The sequence below is a fragment of the Klebsiella sp. Ech2A genome (assembly GCF_030078455.1).
In the GTDB taxonomy this organism is placed as follows: Bacteria; Pseudomonadota; Gammaproteobacteria; order Enterobacterales; family Enterobacteriaceae; genus Klebsiella; species Klebsiella terrigena.
The window spans coordinates 1-6,090 of sequence record NZ_JAQGFU010000236.1; the positions used below are offsets into that span (position 1 = coordinate 1).

Sequence of the window (6,090 nt, forward strand, 5' to 3'; positions counted from 1 at the left end):
GGCCAGCGTCGGCGGGGGGGTGGTGGCGGTGAACGCCCTGTCGGAGAGCGCCCTTGAGCTGGTGGTCGCGCTTGACGAAGCGCTGGCGTTTCTGCCGGGGCAGTACATCAATATTCAGGTGCCGGGTACCCCCCACGTGCGGGCCTACTCCTTTAGCTCCCTTTCCGGGGCGCGCGAGGGCCGTTTCCTGATCCGCAACGTGCCCGGCGGCATCATGAGCCAGTGGCTGACGCAGCGTGCGCGGCCCGGCGAGCGGCTGATCCTCAGCGGGCCGATGGGCAGCTTTTATCTGCGCGGCGGCGAGCGTCCGCTGCTGATGCTCGCCGGCGGAACCGGCCTGGCGCCGCTGCTGTCGATGCTGCACACCCTCGTACAGCAGGGCAGCACCCGCCCGGTGACCCTGGTGTACGGCGTCACCCGCGATAGCGATCTGGTCAAAACCGAGGCCCTGGACGCCTTCGTTGGCCAGCTCTCCGCCTACCGCTGGCTGCCGGTGGTGGCCGACCCGCAAAGCGGCTGTCCGCAGCGTGGGTTTGTCACCGACCATCTCGATGAGTCCATGCTTAACGCCGGGGATGTTGATATCTACCTCTGCGGTCCGCCGCCGATGGTTAACGCGGTCTCCTCCGCGCTTCGCGACCGCGGCGTTGAGCCGGCCGGTTTTTGGTATGAAAAGTTTATCGCCAGCCAGAGCGCGGCGGCATAAGGAGAGAGCATGCGATTTCAGGATAAGGTATTGGCGATCACCGGCGCGGCCCAGGGGATCGGTCGGCAGACGGCCGAGCAGGCGGCGCTCGAGGGCGCGCGGCTGCTGCTGATCGACCGCTCCCGCTACGTACACGAGCTGGCGGCGGCGCTGGCGGAGTCCGGCTGCGACGTGCTGGCGTTGGAGGCCGACCTTGAGCAGTGGGCGAGCACCGAGCAGGTTTTTGCCGAAGGCGTGGCCCACTTCGGCCGCCTCGACGTGCTGATCAACAATATTGGCGGCACCATCTGGGCGCGGCCCTTCGCCGAATATCAGCCGCAGCAGATTGAACAGGAGATCCGCCGGTCGCTGTTTCCCACGCTGTGGGGCTGCCGGGCGGCGCTGCCGTGGATGCTACGCCAGGGCAAGGGCGCTATCGTTAACGTCTCGTCCGTGGCGACCGCGGGAGTCAACCGGGTGCCCTATTCGGCGGCCAAGGGCGGGGTCAACGCGCTGACCCGATCGATTGCCATGGAGTACAGCGACAGCGGCATTCGCATCAACGCGGTGGCGCCCGGCGGCACCGAGGCCCCGGCGCGCCTGACGCCGCGCAATAGCGAGACGCCGACGGCGCAGGAGCAGGGATGGTATCAGCAGGTGGTCGATCAAACGGTGCAGAGCAGCCTGATGCATCGCTACGGGACGCTGGCGGAACAGGCAAACGCGATCCTGTTTCTCGCCAGCGATGAGGCAAGCTATATCACCGGCGTTACGCTGCCGGTGGCCGGGGGCGATCTCGGCTAGCGTCGGGTCGCGTACCAGCAGAGCAGGGAGCCGGCGCACACCATGCCGGCTCCCTGCCAGAACGACCACGACAGGGACGCGCTCAGCAGTACCGCCGCCAGCGCCGATGAGAGCACCGGCGTAAAGTACGATGCCGCCGCCAGCAGGCTGACGTTGCCGTGAAGGATCCCCACGTTCCACGCCGCGTAGGCCAGCCCCAGGGCCACCGCGACCATCACCAGCTTGATAACCACCGGCCAGCTAAAGATCATCGGCGGCTGCTCGCTGAACAGAAATTTCAGCCACAGGGTCAGCGCCGTTAATAATACGAACAGGGTGATACCGTTTTTGCCTTTCGCATATTTGGCGGTCACCGTGCAATAGGCCGCCCAGATAAAGGCGCCGACAAATGCCAGAATATAGCTCAGGGGGCTGGAGACGACGTTGCTGATAATTTCATCAATATTCAGGCCATGCTCGCCGCCTAATACCCAAACGACGCCAAACAGCGCAATAAATAGGCCGGGAATAACCAGCCAGGTGCTTTTCTGCTGATTAAAGAGAATGGCGAATAAAATCGTCAGGCTGGGCCACAGATAGTTGACCATACCCACTTCGATCGCCTGCTGGCGGGTGCCGGCAAAGCCCAGAGAGAGCGCGAGGCAGATTTCATAGCTGACAAACAGCAGGCTGCCGGCCAGTAAATAGGGGCGCGGGATCTGCCGCAGCTGCGGGAAGCCAACGGTAAACACCAGCAATATACCGCTGAGGCTGTAGATCATTGCCGCGCCGCCTACCGGACCTAGCCCTTCGCTCACACCGCGAATCAAACCGACCATGGTGCTCCACAGCACAATAGCCACCAGTCCGGTTAACGTTGCCTTTTTCTTTTCCATTTTAAACCTGATGCCAATCCACATTCAGCTTCGATTTATAACATTTTTCTATTCCGCCGGGCCGATATTTTCTTCAGCTATTAATACCAAGGGAGTAATCAAATTCGCCAGGCCTGACTATTAAGGGGGCGAGCGTTTTCGACATTGATTTGACGCAATAAAAACAGGGACATTGCTGTTAGTTTCCTCCCCGCGATGAACAAAATTCCTGCATGGAGAAAATCAATGGACGTCAGCCGCAGAAAGTTTTTCAAAATCTGCGCAGGCGGTATGGCCGGAACAACAGCTGCTGCCCTGGGTTTTGCACCCAAAATGGCGCTGGCTCAGGCGCGTAACTACAAGCTATTGCGCGCCAAAGAGATCCGCAACACCTGCACATACTGCTCCGTGGGCTGCGGGCTATTAATGTATAGCCTCGGCGACGGCGCGAAGAACGCAAAAGAAGCTATTTATCACATCGAAGGCGACCCGGATCACCCGGTGAGCCGCGGCGCGCTGTGCCCGAAAGGGGCGGGCCTGCTGGACTACGTGCACAGCGAAAACCGCCTGCGCTACCCGCAATACCGCGCGCCGGGCTCCGACAGGTGGCAGCGTATTTCCTGGGATGAGGCCTTCGATCGCATTGCCAAACTAATGAAAGCCGACCGTGACGCCAACTTTATTGAGAACAACGAACAGGGCGTAACGGTTAACCGCTGGCTTTCCACCGGGATGCTGTGCGCATCCGCGGCGAGTAATGAAACCGGTATGCTGACGCAGAAGTTTGTGCGCTCGCTCGGCATGCTGGCGGTAGACAACCAGGCGCGCGTCTGACACGGACCAACGGTAGCAAGTCTTGCTCCAACATTTGGTCGCGGTGCGATGACCAACCACTGGGTTGATATCAAAAACGCTAACGTGGTGATGGTGATGGGCGGCAACGCCGCTGAAGCCCATCCGGTGGGATTCCGCTGGGCGTTAGAAGCGAAGAACAACAACGATGCGACGCTTATCGTCGTCGATCCGCGCTTTACGCGTACGGCATCGGTGGCCGATATCTATGCGCCGATCCGCTCCGGCACCGACATTACCTTCCTGTCGGGGGTACTGCTGTACCTGATTGACAATAACAAAATTAACGCCGAATACGTCAGGCACTACACCAACGCTAACCTGCTGGTGCGCGATGATTTTGCCTTCGATGACGGCCTGTTCAGCGGCTACGACGCTGAAAAACGCCAGTACGATAAGTCCTCCTGGAACTACCAGTTTGATGAGAACGGCTTTGCCAAACGCGATGAAACCCTGACCCATCCGAGCTGCGTCTGGAACCTGCTGAAACAGCACGTCTCCCGCTATACGCCGGACGTGGTGGAGAACATCTGCGGGACGCCAAAAGCGGACTTCCTCAAGGTGTGCGAAGTGCTGGCCTCCACCAGCGCGGCGGACCGCACCACCACCTTCCTCTATGCGCTGGGCTGGACGCAGCACACCGTCGGGGCGCAGAACATCCGTACCATGGCGATGATCCAGCTGCTGCTCGGCAATATGGGGATGGCGGGCGGCGGGGTCAACGCGCTGCGCGGCCACTCCAATATCCAGGGGCTGACCGACCTCGGGCTGCTGTCGACCAGCCTGACCGGCTATCTGACGCTGCCGTCGGAAAAACAGACGGACCTGCGCAGCTATCTGCAGGCCAACACGCCTAAAGCCACGCTGGACGAGCAGGTGAACTACTGGAGCAACTATCCTAAGTTCTTCGTCAGCCTGATGAAATCCTTCTACGGCGACGCGGCGCAAAAAGAGAACGACTGGGGCTTTAACTGGTTACCGAAATGGGATCAGGCCTACGACGTTATCAAGTACTTCAACATGATGGATGGCGGCAAAGTCAACGGCTACATCTGCCAGGGCTTTAACCCTGTGGCGTCCTTCCCGGACAAAAACAAGGTGGTGCGCAGCCTCAGCAAGCTGAAGTACATGGTGGTTATCGATCCGCTGGTGACCGAAACCTCCGTCTTCTGGCAAAACCACGGCGAGTCCAACGACGTTGACCCGGCGGCGATCCAGACGGAAGTCTTTCGCCTGCCGTCCACCTGCTTTGCCGAAGAAGATGGCTCTATCGCCAACTCCGGACGCTGGCTGCAGTGGCACTGGAAGGGCCAGGATGCGCCTGGCGAAGCGCGCAACGACGGCGAAATCCTTGCCGGGATCTACCACCGTCTGCGCGAAATGTACCGCGCCGAGGGTGGCAAAGGCGTCGAGCCGCTGCTGAAAATGGGCTGGGACTACAAGCAGCCGGATCGTCCGGAATCGGAAGAGGTGGCGAAGGAGAACAACGGCTACGCGCTGGCGGATCTCTACGACGCCAGCGGCGCGCTGCTGGCGAAAAAAGGCCAGCTGCTGAACAGCTTCGCGCTGCTGCGCGACGACGGCTCAACCTCATCCTCGTGCTGGATTTATACCGGCAGCTGGACCGAGCAGGGCAACCAGATGGCCAACCGCGACAACGCCGATCCGTCGGGCCTTGGCAACACCCTGGGCTGGGCCTGGGCGTGGCCGCTAAACCGCCGGGTGCTCTATAACCGCGCGTCGGCGGATATCAACGGCAGGCCGTGGGATGCGAAGCGGATGCTGATCCAGTGGAACGGCGCGAAGTGGGTCGGGAACGATATTCCGGACTTCAACACCGCGCCGCCGGGGAGCAAAACCGGTCCGTTTATCATGCAGCAGGAGGGCCTCGGCCGGCTGTTTGCGCTGGATAAGCTGGCGGAAGGTCCGTTCCCTGAGCACTACGAGCCAATGGAGACGCCGCTGGGGACCAACCCGCTGCATCCGAACGTTATCTCCAGTCCGGTGGTGCGTCTGTACGAAGAGGATGCCGTGCGCTTAGGTAAGAAAGAGAGGTTCCCGTACGTCGGTACGACCTATCGCCTGACCGAGCACTTCCACACCTGGACAAAGCACGCGCTGCTTAACGCCATCGCGCAGCCGGAGCAGTTCGTTGAAATCAGCGAGGGGCTGGCGAAAGCCAGGGGGATTGCCAACGGCGATCGCGTGACGGTCAGCAGCATGCGCGGCTTTATTCGCGCGGTGGCGGTAGTGACCCGTCGCCTGCAGACGCTCAACGTCAACGGCCAGCAGGTGGAAACCGTCGGGATCCCGCTGCACTGGGGCTTTGAAGGGGTGGCCCGTAAAGGCTACATCGCCAATACCCTGACGCCGAACGTCGGCGATTCCAACTCGCAAACGCCGGAGTATAAGGCGTTTCTGGTCAACATCGAGAAAGCGTAAGGGGCGATTCAATGGCGATGGAAACACAGGATATTATTAAACGCTCCGCGACCAACCCTATCACTCCCGCGCCCCGCGCGCGGGACTTTAAGGCGGAAGTCGCCAAGCTTATCGATGTGTCATCCTGCGTGGGCTGTAAGGCCTGCCAGGTGGCCTGCTCCGAGTGGAACGATATCCGCGATGAGGTGGGGCACTGCGTCGGGGTTTACGATAACCCGGCGGATCTCAGCGCCAAATCCTGGACGGTGATGCGCTTTAGCGAAACCGAACAGAACGGCAGGCTGGAGTGGCTGATCCGTAAAGACGGCTGCATGCACTGCGAAGATCCGGGCTGCCTGAAGGCCTGCCCCTCCGCCGGCGCGATTATTCAGTACGCGAACGGCATCGTCGACTTCCGGCAGGAAAACTGCATTGGCTGGGGCCACTGCATCGCCGGGGGTCCGTTTAACGTCC

The 6,090-nt window shown here is 60.8% G+C and carries 5 protein-coding genes; 4 read left to right on the forward strand and 1 reads right to left on the reverse strand.

Going from position 1 to position 6,090, the window contains the following annotated elements; genetic code table 11:
* Both PFH44_RS24085 and benD read left to right on the forward strand, forming a co-directional pair.
* Positions 1-706 (forward strand): FAD-binding oxidoreductase (locus PFH44_RS24085; protein WP_283826391.1); only part of this gene is annotated, 706 nt, incomplete at its 5' end.
* A 9-nt stretch (positions 707-715) separates the two neighbouring features.
* Complete coding sequence (gene benD / locus PFH44_RS24090; protein WP_283826392.1) at positions 716-1,489, forward strand: benzoate diol dehydrogenase BenD; 774 nt, start codon at positions 716-718, stop codon at positions 1,487-1,489.
* On the opposite strand, the gene yddG is transcribed toward benD, so the two are convergent.
* Positions 1,486-2,364 carry an aromatic amino acid DMT transporter YddG gene (gene yddG, locus PFH44_RS24095; RefSeq protein WP_045855487.1) on the reverse strand — a complete coding sequence of 293 codons (879 nt, stop codon included), beginning with the start codon at positions 2,362-2,364 and terminating at the stop codon, positions 1,486-1,488. The genes benD and yddG overlap by 4 nt on opposite strands.
* 225 nt (positions 2,365-2,589) lie before the next feature.
* On the opposite strand from yddG, the gene fdnG reads away from it, so the two are divergent.
* A complete protein-coding gene (gene fdnG / locus PFH44_RS24100) occupies positions 2,590-5,637 on the forward strand; it encodes a formate dehydrogenase-N subunit alpha (RefSeq protein ID WP_283826393.1) in 3,048 nt (1,015 codons plus the stop codon).
* Between the two features lie 11 nt (positions 5,638-5,648).
* Positions 5,649-6,090, forward strand: a 442-nt coding sequence (locus tag PFH44_RS24105; protein WP_283826394.1) for a 4Fe-4S dicluster domain-containing protein, incomplete at its 3' end; no start/stop codon positions are given.

What these genes read in the sequence shown, in the direction of transcription:
- benD (WP_283826392.1), top strand. Translation starts at nt 716, where the DNA reads ATGCGATTTCAGGATAAGGTATTGGCGATCACCGGCGCGGCCCAGGGG.
- yddG (WP_045855487.1), bottom strand. Translation starts at nt 2,364, where the DNA reads ATGGAAAAGAAAAAGGCAACGTTAACCGGACTGGTGGCTATTGTGCTG.